At 68.9% G+C, this 15,599-nt stretch carries 7 protein-coding genes; 4 read left to right on the top strand and 3 right to left on the bottom strand.

The window, feature by feature from the left end; all coding sequences use genetic code 11:
- The 3 genes from G6O68_RS30385 to G6O68_RS30375 all read left to right on the top strand — a co-directional run.
- On the top strand, window positions 1-487 hold a 487-nt coding region (locus G6O68_RS30385), incomplete at its 5' end, for a hypothetical protein (RefSeq protein ID WP_206108263.1).
- A gap of 25 nt (window positions 488-512) precedes the next feature.
- Window positions 513-683 carry a hypothetical protein gene (locus G6O68_RS30380; protein ID WP_165253291.1) on the top strand — a complete coding sequence of 57 codons (171 nt, stop codon included), beginning with the start codon at window positions 513-515 and terminating at the stop codon, window positions 681-683.
- 621 nt (window positions 684-1,304) lie between these two features.
- On the top strand, window positions 1,305-4,466 hold the full coding sequence (locus G6O68_RS30375; RefSeq protein WP_165253289.1) for a leucine-rich repeat domain-containing protein: 3,162 nt from the start codon (window positions 1,305-1,307) through the stop codon (window positions 4,464-4,466).
- A 907-nt stretch (window positions 4,467-5,373) separates the two neighbouring features.
- Here the strand turns inward: G6O68_RS30375 and G6O68_RS30370 are convergent.
- A complete protein-coding gene (locus G6O68_RS30370; RefSeq protein WP_165253287.1) occupies window positions 5,374-9,372 on the bottom strand; it encodes an nSTAND1 domain-containing NTPase in 3,999 nt (1,332 codons plus the stop codon).
- Between the two features lie 258 nt (window positions 9,373-9,630).
- Between G6O68_RS30370 and G6O68_RS30365 the strand changes: the two genes are divergently transcribed.
- Window positions 9,631-9,942, top strand: a complete 312-nt coding sequence (locus G6O68_RS30365) for a transposase (RefSeq protein WP_165253285.1) — start codon at window positions 9,631-9,633, stop codon at window positions 9,940-9,942.
- Between the two features lie 53 nt (window positions 9,943-9,995).
- On the opposite strand, the gene G6O68_RS30360 is transcribed toward G6O68_RS30365, so the two are convergent.
- Together G6O68_RS30360 and G6O68_RS30355 are read right to left on the bottom strand one after the other, a co-directional pair.
- On the bottom strand, window positions 9,996-13,964 hold the full coding sequence (locus tag G6O68_RS30360; RefSeq protein ID WP_165253283.1) for an NACHT and WD repeat domain-containing protein: 3,969 nt from the start codon (window positions 13,962-13,964) through the stop codon (window positions 9,996-9,998).
- A 20-nt stretch (window positions 13,965-13,984) separates the two neighbouring features.
- Window positions 13,985-15,454 (bottom strand): toll/interleukin-1 receptor domain-containing protein, encoded by a 1,470-nt coding sequence (locus G6O68_RS30355; protein WP_165253281.1) that lies wholly within the window; start codon window positions 15,452-15,454, stop codon window positions 13,985-13,987.
- Window positions 15,455-15,599: the final 145 nt, after the last annotated feature.

Genomic DNA, 15,599 nt, shown 5'->3' with positions numbered 1-15,599 from the left:
CGCCATGAAGCTAACAGTCGGCCTGAGCAAGAAGATCGGCCTGCCGGACTACGGGTCGCTCGGCGCGACCTGCGGCCTGGAGTTCGAGCTGCCCGAGCCCGGCGACCACGCCGACCCGGGCGCGGTCGAACGGCGGGCCCTCGCCGCGTTCGACGCCTGCGCCCGCGTCGTCGAGGGCGAGCTGCGACGGAGGCGGCCGCGCCCCGGCCCGCCTTCCGGCGGCCTCGTCGAGGGCGGGAGCCCGGGCGGCGGGGCCGATCGTCCCGACGAATCGGTATGTCGCCGTCGGCGCCCCGCCACGCCTTCCCAGCTCCAGGCGCTCCGGTCCGCCTGCGACCGGCGGCGCGTGGACGCGGGGGAGCTCATCCGCGGTCGGTTCGGCGTCGCGGCTCCGGAGGCGCTCACGGTTGCCGAGGCGAGCCGCCTGATCGCCGGCCTGCGGGCCCCGGCCGGCGCGGGCGGGCCGTATCGAAATCCCCAGACGTGAGGCCCGAACCGGGAGGTCGTCGACCTTGAACGCGCGCAACAAGCTGAACGTCGCCTACTTCAACGGGTGCCTGATCCTCGCCGCGATCGTCGGGGTCGCGGCCCAGAGCTTCCCCGCCTTGCTGACGACCCTGGCGGCCCTCGCGGCCTGCGGAGTCGCCTGCGGCAACATCCGGCTCCGCCCCGGGCGGCGATGACGTCAAGCGGCGAGCCCCGACGGCGGCTTCGGCCGCCGTCGGGGCCGCGTCCCGTTTTTTATCCATCGACGGCCGGACGGCGAGGCGGCACCCGCGAGCCGTCCCGCGGGCTAGCTGCTGCTCCGATCGGCTGTGCAGCCGGCGTTCCAGTCGTCCGACCTGTCCGCGCTCGGGGGTGCGGGGCGAGGTTGATCGGAAGCTCGCCCCCGAATCCGCCTTCCCGACGGATCTTGCGGCCCTCGGCCGTGCCGACCCTGCGGCCGGCGCGGTAGTCGGGCCGTTCGCATCTTGAGACGCTCACGACCGCCGATGCGGCGACGGCTGCGCTCCTGATGGACTTCGGCTCCGTCGATCTCCTCGAAAAACGGGGCCGCGAGGTCGCCAATGGAGGCCGCGGCGGCCCGTCTCCGCAGAAGAATGATCGCGATCGAGGCACGACTCGCCCCTTCGCACACAACTCGGGACCTACGCGATGCGATGGTCCGCGTCGGGCGCCGCCGCGACGGTCGACATGCAAGCTCATGCCTTAGAGACGATCGACCTTGCTTCGACGCCTTCTTCATTCGATGATGGCCCGCGACGGCCGGGTCCATGCACTTGTCCCGAAGCGATCGATTTCCCATGAGCGACCTCGAAGGCCTGGCCCTGGCGTTGGAGCGGATCGAACGGGAAAAGTCGGAACGCACGGGTCGGCTCGATCTGGGCCGCCTCGGGCTGACCGAACTGCCGGACGCCCTCTTTGAGCTTCTCCACCTGGAGGAGCTCCACCTCGGCCGCACATGGGCGATCGACGGCCATGCCGCGGAAGCGACGACCGACATCGAACCGAACCGGATCGAGCACGGCCTGGGACGCCTCGTGCGATTAACGAGCCTGCGGAAGATCTCCGTGGAGGGTTCGCGATTGAGCGACCTGTCGCCGCTGGCCGGCCTCGCCTCGCTCCAGAGCCTGGACTGCGGGGGCACGCAGGTGGCCGACCTGTCGCCGCTGGCCGGCCTCGCCTCGCTCCAGAGCCTGGACTGCACGAACACGCAGGTGGCCGACCTGTCGCCGCTGGCCGGCCTCGCCTCGCTCCAGAGCCTGGACTGCACGAGCACGCAGGTGGCCGACCTGTCGCCGCTGGCCGGCCTCGCCTCGCTCCAGAGCCTGGACTGCACGAGCACGCAGGTGGCCGACCTGTCGCCGCTGGCCGGCCTCGCCTCGCTCCAGAGCCTCGCCTGCACGAACACGCAGGTGGCCGACCTGTCGCCGCTGGCCGGCCTCGCCTCGCTCCAGAGCCTCGCCTGCGGGGGCACGCAGGTGGCCGACCTGTCGCCGCTGGCCGGCCTCGCCTGGCTCCAGAGCCTCGCCTGCGGGGGCACGCAGGTGGCCGACCTGTCGCCGCTGGCCGGCCTCGCCTGGCTCCAGAGCCTGGACTGCAGGTCCACGCAGGTGGCCGACCTGTCGCCGCTGGCCGGCCTCGCCTGGCTCCAGAGCCTGGACTGCACGAACACGCGGGTCGAGATCCTGCAGCGACAGATCGTGATGCTGCCGCGGCTTGCGCGCTTTACCCTGAGCGCCCCGGACCTCCGCGAGATCCCCGCCGAGGTCTTGTCGGTTTCAAGTGGCGATGACTGCCTCGAACGTCTGAGGGTCCATTTCCGCGACCTGGACCAAGGCGGCGAGTGGCTGACCGACGTGAAGGCCCTGGTGCTCGGCAACGGCCGGATCGGCAAGACGCAGATCTGCCGCCGGCTGCGAGGCGAGGGGTACGACCCGAGCGTCCGGAGCACCCACGGGATCGAGGTGACTTCGACTCCGATCGAGACGGCCGGCCCGGACGGCCGGGGGGAAGGCTCCGTGACGATCCACCTCTGGGACTTCGGCGGCCAGGACCTCTACCACGGCACTCACGGGCTCTTCCTGCGCGCGCGGGCCGCCCTGTTGGTGGTGTGGACTTCCCGCTCGGAAGAGGAGGCGACCCACGAGCACGAAGGGCTCTTGTACCGGAACCACCGGCTGCCGTACTGGGTGGAGTCGGTCCGGCACGCGGGCGGTGCGGACCGGCCGCTCGTCCTGGTGCAGAACCAGTGCGAGCGGGCCGAGGACGAGAAGCGCCGGCCCCCGGTGGACGACGCGATCCTCGACGCCTTCCCGTGGAGCAAGGCGGTCCACTACAGCGCCCTGTCGGATCGGGGCCGCGGGTCGCTCGACGACGCGCTCCGCCACGCCGTCGAGTGGGAGCGTTCGCGCCGAGGCCTGGCGCGGATCGGCAAGGGGCGGCTGGCCGTGCGGCGTCGGCTGGAGGAGATCCAGCAAGGGCGATCCGGGCCGAAGCGGCGGACGATGGAGCGGTCGGAGTTCGACGCCCTCTGCGCCGAGGTCGGCGGGGTGAGCGACAACGAAGCCCTGCTCGAATACCTCGACGCGTCCGACGTGGTCATCTACAGGCGGGGCCTGTTCGGAGGCCGGATCATCCTCGACCATTCCTGGGCCATGGAGGCCGTCTATGCGGTCTTCGACCGCGACGCCTCCTTCCCCGTGCTCCGGGCCGCGCAGGGCCGGTTCACCCGGAGCTTGCTGGGTCGGCTCGTATGGCGGGAGTACGGCGAGGCGGAGCAGGAGCTGTTCCTCGACCTGATGACCTCGTGCGGGGTCTGCTTCGTCCATCGCGAGGGCGACCTCGATCGCGGGATCGAGGCGAAGTACATCGCCCCCGACCTGCTGCCGGCCCGCGACGAGGTCCGGCTCGAGCTGGAGGGGATGTGGGAAGGCCACCCTCCCGGGGGCGAGCTGACGGTGCGGCTGCCGTACCTGAATCCCGGCCTGATCCGCCGGCTGATCGGCCGGATCGGCCGCGACGCGGGGCTCAGCGCCCTCTACTGGAAGGAGGGCGTCTGCTTCTACGAGGGGCTGACGAAGAGTCGCGCCCTGATCGAGCAGCATCCCGACGCCGGCCCGGATCGATGGGGCGGTCGCCTCCTCGTCCAGGCCCGAGGCGGCGGGGCGCCCGAACTGCTCGCCCGGCTGCGTCGGTGGCTGGAAGAGGTCCTGCCGATCGAGGCGGGGGAGGGGTGGGAGATCGAAGGGCCGCCGTCGGTGCATCACGAGGGCACCGCCGTCCTGGTCGCGCATGCTCACGTCAAGGCGGAAGGGAGCTTTTTGCATGAAGGCGAAGGGCGCGACGCGGCGATCATTCAGCCCCGACCGGCCCCCTTGCCGGGCAGGAGCTACGGCGTCTCCTACGCCTGGGAGGATCCGAGCCGCGAGCTCGTGGACCGGGCGTGCCAAAGCGCCGAGGCCCGGGGGATCTCCGTGCTGCGCGACACCACGAATCTGCAAGCCGGCGACAGCTTCACCCGTTTCGTCGATCGGCTCGCCGAGGACGACCGACGGCTGTTCGTCATCCTGAGCGACAAGTATCTGAAGTCCGAGTATTGCATGCGGGAGCTACTGCAGGTCTGGTACAGCTGCGGCAAGGATCCCAAGAAGTTCGCGGATCGCCTGCGGGTCTACCGCCGCGACGACGCGAACATCCTCCGCCTCTCCGACCAGCTCCGGTACGCCGAGTTTTGGAAGGCCGAGGCGGCCCGGATCAGAGAGGCCGTGAGCGGCGACCTCGACCTGATCACCGCCCGGCAGCACACGCGCTATGAAACGATCCGCGAGATCGCCTCGAACATCGGGGACATGATCGAGCTGATCGCCGACCGGATCTTCGCCCGTGATTGGGCGGAGTTCGAGGAGTACGGCTTCGGGGACGACTTCGGGCCTCACGCAAGCACTCGCTCGCGAGCGACCTGAGGTTTCTCGGGATGAATCGGCGTCGCGTGCGAGCCGGCCACGGCGGATCCAGAGGAGTACGATTGCATCGCGGTCCTCAGCTGGAGCCCGGAGCGGCGGGATCGGCCGATGGCCGCAAGGACCTGTTGCTTCGCCTTACCACGTCCACCGAGATCTTCGGGGGGGCCGTGCGGCGGCGTCGACCCTCGCCGAACATGGAGGAACGGCCTCAAAGCCCTGAGCCTCCGATCGCTGGGGCTTTCGACGAGCGGGTCCACCCAACCGCTGAGCCATTCCGGCGTATCGTGCCGAAAAGGCCGACCAGACGATGCGGAGGCGTCCGCCCCGCGGGCGTCGCCCACGCAGGACCTCGACTGAGTATGCACCGCGCGATGGCGGTTTGGGTGGTTGTGAGCGCAGCGAACGATGAACTTTGACGCCTTAAACCGAAGCGGCACATCGGCTCCCCGCCGCGAGATCCCCGTTGCGTTGCGTCGCCTGATCGACCGCCAGCGGCCCATGCCGATAGATGCCGGGACGGGCCGCCTACCGCGTGATCGACGACTCGTGGACGGGAGATGGGCGGTGATGACCGCTCCGACCGGGAGGTGTCAGCTTCGATCGGATGTCCAGCCACCTCGGCTGGCCACGACCCGGCGGTGAAGGGACGTGATACCGATCGGCGACCGATTCGGCGGGATCGAGGCCCTCGACCGCTACCACGCGATGACCGCGAAGTCTCCCGTCTTCCACATCGATCCCGCCCGCATCCGCCCCCGCCCGTCGACCTCTCCCAACCGCGTCGCCGGCCGCATCCAGGATCCGCGACGCCGTCGCCCGGGAGACCGCCATCACCTTCGACCGGCCCCTCTTCGGCGTCCTCGCCATCGCCCGCCGACAGGTAGCCACCTCCCGAGCCTCCCGCCGCTCAATCCGCGTCCTCGTCTTCCGGGTGCGATTCCTCCCAGGCCGCCGCTTTCTTTTTCGCTGCCTCCGAGAGGTCAGGGGGCCAGGGCAGCGACCTGACCGTCCGCCGGTAGGACTGATCCGGAAAGTACTCCGCCCACTCCTTCAGGGTGAGGTTGCGATTCGCCATACGTCCCGCCGACCGCAGCCAGGACTTGGGATTCGCGTCGAACACCGCCACCCCCCCGCCGCCGTTGTCACCGTAGCCGGCGGCCAGGGCCCCGCCCGCGACGTACGCCACGCCCCAGACAATCCCCTCCTCGACCACCAGGGTGCGTGAGCGGGGCCCCGACGCGTCGAACACCGCCACGCCGCCGCCGCCGCCGACGCCGTCGTAGCCGGCGGCCAGGGCCCCGCCCGGGCCGTACGCCACGCTCTTGACGGACCCTTCCTCGACCACGAGGGTGCGGGAGCGGGCCCCCGACGCGTCGAACACCGCCACCCCGCCGACGACGCCGTCGTAGCCGGCGGCCAGGGCCCCGCCCGGGCCGTACGCCACGCCCTCGACGGCCCCCTCCTCGACCACGAGGGTTCGGGAGCGGGCCCCCGACGCGTCGAACACCGCCACCCCCCCGCCGCCGAGGCCGCCCACGTCGTAGCCGGCGGCCAGGGCCCCGCCCGGGCCGTACGCCACGCTCCTGACGGACCCTTCCTCGACCACGAGGGTGCGGGAGCGGGCCCCCGACGCGTCGAACACCGCCACCCCGCCGACGCCGCCGTCGTAGCCGGCGGCCAGGGCCCCGCCCGGGCCGTACGCCACGCTCTTGACGCGCCCCTCCTCGAGCACCAGGGTGCGGACCCGGGACCCTGGCGCGTCGAACACCGCCACCCCGCCGCCGCCGCCGTCGTAGCCGGCGGCCAGGGCCCCGCTCGGGCCGTACGCCACCCCCTCGACGGACCCTTCCTCGACCACGAGGGTGCGGGAGCGGGCCCCCGACGCGTCGAACACCGCCACCCCCCCGCGGGCGCCGACGCCGTCGTAGCCGGCGGCCAGGGCCCCGCCCGGGCCGTACGCCACGCCCGTGACTCGCCCCTCCTTGACCTCGAGGGTGAGGGAGCGGGCCCCCGACGCGTCGAACACCGCCACCCCCCCGCCGCCGACGCCGAAGCTGACGCTGTCGGACCCCGCGGCCAGGGCCCCGCCCGGGCCGTACGCCATGCCCGTAACGATCCCCTCCTTGACCACGAGGGTGCGGGAGCGGGCCCCCGACGCGTCGAACACCGCCACCCCCCCGCCGACGTCGACGCCGACGCCGTCGTACCCCGCGGCCAGGTCCCCGCCCGGGCCGTACGCCACGCCCGTGACGCGCTCCTCCTTGACCTCGAGGGTGAGGGAGCGGGCCCCCGACGCGTCGAACACCGCCACCCCCCCGCCGACGCCGTCGTAACTCGCGGCCAGGGCCCCGCCCGGGCCGTACGCCACGCCCGTGACGCGCCCCTCCTTGACCACGAGGGTGCGGGAGCGGGCCCCCGACGCGTCGAACACCGCCACCCCGCCGCCGACGCCGAGGTCGAGGCCGTTTTGGTACCCGGCGGCCAGGGCCCCGCCCGGGCCGTACGCCAAGGCCTCGACGCTTCCCTCGTTCACCTCGAGGGTGAGGGAGCGGGCCCCCGACGCGTCGAACACCGCCACCCCGCCGCCGCCGTAGCCGCGGTTGTCGCCGTAACCCGCGGCCAGGGTTCCGTCCGGACCGTAAGCCACGGCCATGACGGGCCCTTCAGGTATATCGTGCAAGCGGGAGACGTACGGGCGGTCGTCGAGGGCATGGCCAAGAGACAACTTGGCTTCGGGCGTGTCCCCGCGAGCCGCCCACGAAGTATCGATCGGCGTATCGTCCTTGATCGGCGTTTGCTTTTCATCTCGCAAAGGGACCCGCATGGCTTCCAGCGCCAGGAGCAGAGCCCGGTCCAGGCGTTGCGGCCTCACCGCCTCCGACAACGCCGCCAGGCGCCGCGACTCGGCGATCCGCTCGCCAGCCTGGGCGCGTGCCGTCTCGCGCCGTGCGATCGCCTCTGCCTTCTCAGCGGCCTTGGTCTTTTCCTCGGCGAGGGTCCGCTGATTCTTGGCTTCGTTGCGTTGATTGAGTGCGATCCCGCCTCCGATGGTCGCGAGAACGGCGAAGAGCCCAGCCACGATGGCGGCCAGGCGGACTCGCCGGAAGAGCCGTCGTCGCTCCTCGAGCTTCCGGTCCTCCTCGGCGACGCTCGCCTCGACGAAGCGGACCTCGTCGGGCTCGAACTCGTCGCGGTCGGCCGCGAGCATCCGGCGGGCTTCGGCCGCGCGTCCGCCGCCGAGCAGGAACTCGGCGGACTCGCCGCCGGCCTTCCACGAGGCCAACTCGGGCTGCAGGATCTGCCGCCAGAGGAGGAGCTCGCGCTTCTCGGCCAGCCAGCGGGCGAGGTCGTCCCAGACGCGGAAGAGCGACTCGTGGACGACCTCGACGGTCCGCCCGGGGCCTTCGCCTTTGCTGGAGAGGAGATAGGCGTCGATCATCACCTGCACGACGGGCCGTGCAGCCTTGGGCAAGGCGTCCCATCGGGCCGGCTTGCGGACGTAGCCGCCCTCCGCATCAACGCGGACCAGCTTCAGGAAGGCCCGGCGGAGGTCGGCCTCGGCTGCGGAACCGGGCGCGAGCGAGACCGCGTCCTTGATCCCCTTGACCACCACCGCCACGGCGCCCTGAATGCCGTTCAGATCTTTGCGGTAAAGGTCGTGCGTGAAGCGTCGGGGGTCCTTGGTCCGATCGTACATGGCCCGCAGGGTGAAGGCCAGGAGCGGCAGGGCGTCGTTGGTCCGCGTGTCCGCGGCCATCTCGGCGACGAGCCCGTCGTCGATCTCGATCCCGGCGCGGCGAGCGGGGCCCTCGATCACGCGGTGGATGCCCCCGGCCGCCATCGGCCCGAGCGGGAGGTTCGCGAACTTGATCCCCTCGAGCGCGGGGTGGTTCTGGAACACGCCCAGGTAGTCGGAGCGGAGCGTCGATAGGACCAGCAAGGGGCTCCCCGGTGCCTCGGCGGCCCGACGGACGAGCCGCAGGAACTCGGCCGCGGGGCCGTCGCCGTCCGCGAGCGCCTCCTCGCCTTGGTCGACCGCCAGGAGAACGGCGGCCTCGCGGCGGTCGAGGGCCTGCGTCAGGTCGGCGGCGAGTTCCGCGAGCGGGTCGGGCGAGGGCGGCCGGTCCAGCCTCGCCGCGGCGCGAAGGCGGTCGCGTACGTCCTTCCAGTCGGGGCGGCCGGGGCCGGCGGGGAACGAGCCGGCGAGCTGCCGCGCCAACGCTTCGATCGGATCCGAGCCCGGCCGGAACGGGGGCACGACCACCCAGCGGGCCGGGTCCTTCCGCAGTCTCGGGAGCACTCCCGCCCGCATGAGCGAAGACTTCCCCGAACCCGACGCCCCCAACACCAACGCCAGGCGAGGCGAGCCCCGCCGCCGCATGGCCTCCAGCGCTTCGAGGACCTCTCGCACCTCGTCGTCGCGGCCGAAGAACACGCCGGCGTCCTCCTCCGCGAAGAAATTCAGCCCGGGAAACGGGGGCCGTCGCGGATCCCAGTCGAGGCTGTCGTTCGGGTCCAGCCCCGCGGTCCGCAGCCCGGTCAGGAGTCTCTCGAGCGCGATCCCCCCCTCGGCCGTCAGGTCGACCACCTGGCGGTCCTTCAGCAGGTCGAGGACCTCGCAGGGAGCCACGACGACCGGGAAGATGGGCTTGCCGAGGGCGCGGGCCGAGGCGATCTCGAAGAAGCACCACTTCGAGGTCAGGACGTCCTCGCTGCAGAGGACGATGACCGCCCCCGCCTGGTTCAGCTGCCGGTACAGCTCCTTCTCCCACTCCTGCCCCGCCTTGATCCCGAACTCGGGCTCGGAGTCGAGGAACATCCGATACCCGCAGGCGGTCAGGCGCTCGAGCACCTCCATCGCCCGGGCCTTGTCGTGCTTGCTGTGGCTGACGAACAGGTAGCTCAAGGGGCGAGTCCCTAACGGCGGGTTCACGAATTGACAAGTGGCCGCTTCCGCGTCGCGCGTCGATCAGGACCGGAGCGGCGAACGGAACACGAAGCGGTAGCGACGGTTCAACGGGACGCTCGCCCGCATCGACTCCCACCGCCGCAAGATGCGGACGAAGGAGAAGCGATATCGCCCCGAACCACGACAGGCATTGACAGTCATTCGGTCCACACTACCTCCAGCAGCAATGACCTGGCTCACGACGACGCCAAGGAGGTGGACGGCTGCAAGCGCTACATCGTCTCGGATTCCATAAGGTTTCTGTCGGCCGAACTGATGACGGCAGCATCGGTCGACGAGGTCATCCGCCGCCCCGGGAGGGCGAAAGGCTGGGTGTTCCTGCCTATCCGCTGGACGGTCGAGCGGACGTTCGCCTGGCGGGGCCACTGCCGAAGGTTGTGGAAGGACGGCGAGAAGACGGCACTGTCCTCCGCGCCGTTCATCGTCTTTGCGATGACCTGGTTCATGCTGCATCACCTTCGATCCTCGGGCGTCGACCCAGCGTTCCGCCATCGCGATGCCGCGTGAGACCGCTTATGAGTTGGTCTCCGGGGAACCTCGGTGCCGAATCGGTCGAGGCGTCATCCTTCTTCATCGTTTCCATCGGGGTGCTCTATCTCCCAGGCCTCGGCCGCCAGCCTCTCCTCCTTGGAGAGGTCGTCGGGCCAGGGCAGCGAGCTGACCGTGCGTCTGTACGGCGACTCCTTCGGGAAGTCGGGAAAGGCTTCCGACCATTCGGCGCGGGTGAGGTTGCGGTTGGCCATCCGACCCGCCTCTCGCTTCCAGGAGGTGGGATTGCCGTCGAATACGATGACACCGCCTAGGTCTGCGTCGCTGAAGTACCCAGCAGCAAGTGAACCAAACGGCCCGTATGCGACGCTGGCGACTTCGCCTTCCTTCACATCAAGGAGTCGTGTGCGTCGACCTTGAGGGTCGAACATTGCCACCCCGCCGTTATCGTATCCCGCGGCTAGGCCGCCTCCTGGGCCCCATGCGACGCTGACGACCACCCCCTCAGCCAGCTCCAATGTAAGCCGTCGATGCCCTTCCACGTCGAATACCGCCACGCCGCCGCCCTTGAGGGTGCCGTATCCGGCGGCGAGCTCGCCGGCCGGCCCGTAAGCCACGCACTGGACCGCGCCCTCCCTCACCTCGAGCGAGCGTGAGCGACGGCCGTCGCGGTCGAACACCGCCACCCCTCCGACGTTGCCGCGTGTGATGTATCCGGCGGCGAGTTCGCCCGTCGGGCCGTAAGCCACGCTCCGGACCGCGCCCTCCCTCACCTCGAGCGAGCGGGCGCGGCGGCTTTCGCGGTCGAACACCGCCACCCCGCCGGCATCGCCGACTCCGAGTCCGCCGTATCCGGCGGCGAGCTCGCCGGCCGGCCCGTAAGCCACGCTCTGGACCGCGCCCTCCGCCACCTTGAGCGAGCGGAGGCGCTGGCCCTTCGCGTCGAACACCGCCACGCCCCCGGAGTAGCCTGTGGCGGGCCCGCCGACGACGTATCCGGCGGCGAGCTCGCCGGCCGGCCCGTACGCCACGCTCCAGACCCTGGCCGACTTCACCTCGAGCGAGCGGGCACGGCGGCCGGCGCGGTCGAACACCGCCACCCCGCCGACGCCGAGTCCGCTGTATCCGGCGGCGAGCTCGCCGGCCGGCCCGTAAGCCACGCTCTGGACCGCGCCCTCCCTCACCTCGAGCGAGGGGGCGCGGCGGCCGTCGCGGTCGAACACCGCCACCCCGCCGACGCTGAGGGCACCGTATCCGGCGGCGAGCTCGCCGGCCGGCCCGTACGCGACGCTCTGGACCGCGCCCTCCGCCACCTCGAGCGAGCGGAGGCGCTGGCCCTTGGCGTCGAACACCACCACGCCCCCGACGTCGAGGCCGCCGTATCCGGCGGCGAGTTCGCCGGTCGGCTCGTAGTAAGCCAGGCTGGTGACCGCTCCCTCCCGCACCTCGAGCGAGCGGAGGCGCTGGCCCTTGGCGTCGAACACCGCCACGCCTCCGACGTTGCCGCGTGTGATGTATCCGGCGGCGAGTTCGCCCGTCGGCCCGTACGCCAAGCTCCGGACCGCGCCCTCCCTCACCTCGAGCGAGCGGAGGCGCTGGCCCTTCGCGTCGAACACCGCCACGCCCCCGGAGTGGCCTGTGGCGGGCCCGCCGACGACGTATCCGGCGGCGAGCTCGCCGGCCGGCCCGTACGCCAAGCTCTGGACCGCGCCCTCCTTCACCTCGAGCGAGCGGAGGCGCTGGCCCTTGGCGTCGAACACCACCACGCCCCCGACGTCGAGGCCGCCGTATCCGGCGGCGAGCTCGCCGGCCGGCTCGTAGTAAGCCGCGCTCCGGACCGCGCCCTCCGTCACCTCGAGCGAGCGTAGGTGCCGGCCCTCCGCGTCGAACACCGCCATGCCCCCTGGGGACTTTCCCCCGCCGCCGGCGTACCCCGCGGCAAGGGAACCACCTGGGCCGTACACCACAGTAGAGACTCGGCCCAAAGGGAGGTGGACAAAGTGTGAGAGGCCTGGTCGTTCGTCAAGGGCGTGCTGTAGACAGGCACGAGCTTCTTGCGTCTCCCCTCGTATAGCTTCCAACGCCAATAGTAAAGCCAGGTCCAGTCGCCTCGTCCGAGCTGACTCTGACAGAGCTGCCAGGCGTCGTGACTCGGCGATCCGCTCTTGAGCATGAGCGCGTTCTTTTTCTGTTACAGCGAACGCTGTCGCACTCTGAGCCTCCCGTAGATTGTCTACAGCCATCTGCCGCTGCACCTCAGCCATCCGCCTCTGCACTTCAGCCGTCCGCCGCTGTTTCGTCGCTTCCGAATATTGATAAAAGGCGAACGCCGCTGCGATCAAAACCATCATAGTCGTAATTTGCAAGGCCCATAGCCTACGCCGCAATCGCCGGGATGAGGTTGTAACCACGTCAGCGCGATCACGCTCCGCCTCGGCGCGCCCCGCCTCCGCCTTCTCGCGAAGCTCTGCCTCCTCAGCTCTCCGTCTCTCGGCCTCTGCTCGTCTGCTTTCGGCCTCAGCGATGGCCAAACGACGATCTCTATCCGCCTCATATGCCTTTCGCTGCTCTTCTTCAGCGTGTTTACGATCGCGTTCGTTGCTGCTCGCAATCAAGAACTGGATGGCTTTAGGATAATCCCCACCATAACGCTGCGCCCAAGCATGGTTGGGGCGAACTGCCTCCCTCCACAGCAAAGCTTGGTCCAGATCGGGATAGCCCCATAGTCCAGCAAGGCCCTCGGACCAGAGCCGTGACGTCTGCTCAAGCCGGCGGTAAATCTCGGCCGACTTAGCCTCCTCCTTAGCCCAGACGTTGAGTCTCGCCCACTGACGGATGAGACTCTCGTGGCCGATGTCGAGGACGGTTTCGGGACCAATGGGGCCGTAGGCAGGAGTGAGGAAGTTAAGGTCCCCGCCGCGGAAATCCTCCACCACCTCAGCAACCAAGCCGGGGTCGACGTCGGCAATCGCGGCGATCTCTCCCAGCTTGGTCGGCCGTCGAGTGTCGCGTTTGCCGGCGTTGCCCCCGCTTAGGGATCGGAACAGTCGCTCCGCGATCGGTTTCTGAGTTTCTTCGAGACGGTCGAACGCCCAGTCGGCGTGGCGGGACAATGCCTCGTTCAGACAGCCGACTTCGATATAATCCTGAAGACCCACCAGGGTCGGTCGACCAGGTTCTCGTAAACTGGCCACGGTCCAGGCGCGCATCATGGCGTGCTGCATCAGCGGTAGCTGATCGGGCCCTGAGCCCATGTCGTTTAAAATTGCATTCGTCAGATCGGGCGCGACGCATCCGCCCTCGACCCGGGCCGGACCCTCGATCGCTGCTTTGCGCTGATCGTATGAGAGCCGTGGCGTGAGGAACTGACTGTCGTTCAACATCTCGGGCAGGCCGGTGAAAAGAGCGCAATCGCCCAAGAAGTCCGAACGCATTGTGAGGACGACGTAAACGCGGCCCTCCGGTTGGTGGACCGTCCGAAGCAGCAGCGAGACGAATGCGGCGGCCTCGTCCGGATCGACCGCCTTCTCGCCGGTCGTCGAACTACTAAACTCGTCGTTGCGGAAGCGGAAGATCTCCTCGAACTGGTCGACGACGAGCAACAGCCTGGCATCGCCGAGGCGTCCCCCCTCGCGTAAGACGTCAAGGAACCCGAGGGGACCGCGTCGCAGTTCGGCCTCGATGAGCGCGAAATCCTCGCCCGGGCTGATCGGATCGAGTGCGGCCAATCCCGAATCAAGCAAGGCGGCCGCCAGGTTCCGCATCGGCGCGGAGCCCGGCCGCATCGAAGTCACTAACCAGTCGGAGCCGGCCGAGTCGAGAAATCCCGTCTCCAACGCCGGAACCATCCCCGCGAGGATTAACGACGACTTACCGCAGCCCGACTCTCCCACCACCGCCAGGAACCGCGACCGCCCAAGGCGGTCAAGCAATTCGTCGACCTGCTCATCGCGGCCGAAGAATAGGTCAGCCTCGTCCGGCCGGAACGGCCGGAGGCCGGGATACGGTCGGCGCATCTCCTCTAGGGCGCACGTTTCCATGGGGCGATCGCAAGCCTCGATTAGACGGAACGAAGATAATGGACCAATTCGTCCATGGTCGGGAGCGGCTGGCCTTTAAGGAATTTGAGGCGAGGCACAAGCAGGCTCAAGGGCTCCTTTGGCGTTGGCGGCATTTCGATCACTGCCAGCGCTGCGGGCACCTCGCGTTGGGCAAGGGGCTTCCGCGACCAAAGCAGCTGGCTGCTGACCCACTTCGCCTTTGTGTCACCATAGATGATCAGGAAAATATCGCATTCGCCGAGCTGTTCGGTCATGTAGGTGCGGGGGTTTGACTCCTGGTCCTTGTCGCCCGAGTACGGCAGCGATACCCAAGCGCCCATCTGCTCCAGTAGTCTGCCCAGCCGTTCTGCCATTTCAAGATCTGGTGAGTCGGCGTTGATGAACACAAGCTTGTTCAGAAATCCCTGGCCGCCTGGCCTCTCCGGAGGCGGGGGCGGCGGGTTGAGGATCGCGCCGATCCGCTGCAATACTAAGGCCTTGAATTCTTCTAAATCCAGGGCTAGAACATCGGGCTCGGCAAGCCTGGCGGCCTGCTCCGCATCCTCGACCTTTCCGGGGGCTAGTTTACGACTTCGCCAGCGGAGGATTTGTCGCCCCGATTCGATCGCCAGCTCATGCTGGGCTCCGACATGCCTTCGCTTCGATCCCGCCAATTTTCGGCCGGGCAGCAGGCCGAGCAATTGGACGAACAGCAATGAATCGTCGAGATCCCGCCTGGCCGACTCGATGTAACGGCTCTCTTCCTGGGGATAATCACCTTGGGGGACTACGTGGAGCCCTTGCTGGAGCAGGTATTCGCGGACTTCCAAGTACTGGTCGTCCACGTCGTCGGTACAGCGGGCCAGGTAGACCTTTGCCTTGGCGGCAGGTCCAAGCTGAGGCTTGTCCGGACCGGAAGACTTAGAGTCATCGAGCCGTTTCAGTTCTGCGACGACGGCGTGGGTGAGGCTGTTGAGCCGACTGAAGAACGGCTTGTGGTCCGGGTCGTCCTCGTTGGGGCGCGGATGGCCCAGCTGAGTCGTGGTTGCCGGAGCGTCCGGATGCGCCGACCAGAAGGGGAGGCTCAGCACCATCTCCAATGCCTTCGGCCGCTCGACCCGGTCCGTCTCTACGACGAAGATCCGCGAGGCTTCGCCATGGCGACGCTTGGCGTCCGTCTCCAGAAACAGTTCCATCTCGCGTTGGCACCACGACGATCGTAAATATCCCTCCGAGAGCACGATCAACATCGTCGCACTGCCGCTTATCTTGGCATGGAGGCTCGCATCGACCGCATCCCCCGCGGCCAGCCTATGGTCCATCCAGAGGTCGCAAGCCCCGACCTTCCCAAGCTTACGGTCGATCTCCTTGCGTAGGAGGCGCGATAGCGAGGTTACCCACCCAGGCTTCCTCGCCTCGTCGTACGTTTGGTCGTCCGCGTGGGAGTAGCTGATGAATAGGTCAGGAGCGTCGTCGTGCAGATATCCCATGCAGGTTCAGCTGCTCCTTGAGTAGTCGATTCATCGAATCAGTAAAGGACGTCCAGGCGGCCGGGTGCGAATCTCATCTTATGTTCAGGAACCTGCGTCCATCCAGGTCTGATTTGCTAGACGCCGCGGCCCACCTTGCCTGCTA

The sequence above is a fragment of the Paludisphaera soli genome (assembly GCF_011064595.1).
Taxonomy (GTDB): domain Bacteria; phylum Planctomycetota; class Planctomycetia; order Isosphaerales; family Isosphaeraceae; genus Paludisphaera; species Paludisphaera soli.
The sequence above is the reverse complement of the archived record's forward strand: the minus strand, read 5'-3'. Positions and strand labels throughout refer to the sequence as shown.